Source organism: Clostridium sp. D33t1_170424_F3, from assembly GCF_015667585.1.
Lineage (GTDB): Bacteria > Bacillota > Clostridia > Oscillospirales > Acutalibacteraceae > Anaeromassilibacillus.
The window spans coordinates 1-1,101 of sequence record NZ_JADPEG010000040.1; the positions used below are offsets into that span (position 1 = coordinate 1).

1 pseudogene is annotated in these 1,101 nt (G+C 59.5%); it reads left to right on the top strand.

Features of this window, described 5'->3' with window-relative positions:
* Positions 1–1,101, top strand: a pseudogene (locus I4V53_RS13845) (FIVAR domain-containing protein); the annotation flags it as partial.

The following is a 1,101-nucleotide window of genomic DNA, read 5'->3' on the forward strand; positions in this document are numbered from 1 at the left end:
CTCCAATGTGACGCTGAAGGTCAACGGCGAGGCGCAGCCGATCGCGGATAAGATCGGCAGATACCAGGTGCAGAAGGTGGAAGAGGGGACCGCATACCGGTTCACCTTTGAGCCGCGCATCAGCGGCCGGATGTTCCGTTCCGTCACAGTGGACGGCGCGGAGCCGGCACTGATCAGCGGAAATACCTACAGCTATGATTTCACGATGGGCAAAGAAGAGACTGCGTTGAACTTTGCGTTTGAAGTGACGGACAAGAGCGTTCTGGGCCTGATTGTCAATTACGCGAAGGAGCGCATCGACGCGGGTGATGTGGAAGCTTTGGTGTCGGATGTGAAGACGCAGTTCATGGCGGCGTACAACACGGCGAAGGCTGTCAATGAGGATGCGGCCGCGACGCAGGCGGAAATTGACAAGGCGTGGAGCGACCTGCTGCACATGATCCATTACCTGGAGTTCCGTGCGGGAGACAAGGAAGACCTGCGCGATATGATCGCGATTGCGGAAGGCCTCCAGGAGGCGAACTACACCGCGGCAAGCTGGGCGGCCATGCAGGCAAAGCTGAGCGAAGCCAGGGCTGTGGAGCAGGATAAGAATGCGCTGGAAGAGGACGTCAAGACAGCGACGGAAGCATTGTATGACGCAGTCATGGCGCTGGAGTACACAACGAACTGGAGCGGGCTCCAGAAGCTTCTGGCGGAGGCGGAGAAGATCGAAAGCATACTTGAGACGGAGTATCTGCCGATTGGACAGGATGCCTTTAAGGAAGCGCTGAAAGCAGCGAGAGAGCTGCCGGCGGATGCGACACAGGCACAGATCGACGCGGCGGTGAAAACGCTGACCACAGCGATTGCCGGCCTGCAGAAGATTCCGAACAAGGATGCGCTGAAGGCGATTCTGGACCGCACGGAGAACGTGGACCTGAGCGGCTATCCGGCGGCGAAGGTGGCGTACTACAAGGCCCAGCGCGCCATCGCGGAGGATGCCCTGAACAATCCGCTGGCGACGCAGGCGGAGGTGGACAGTGCGTGTGACGGACTGCAGGATGCGTGGGATAAGCTGAACGACAACCACAACAGCAGTAAGCCGTCCGGCGGCGGTTC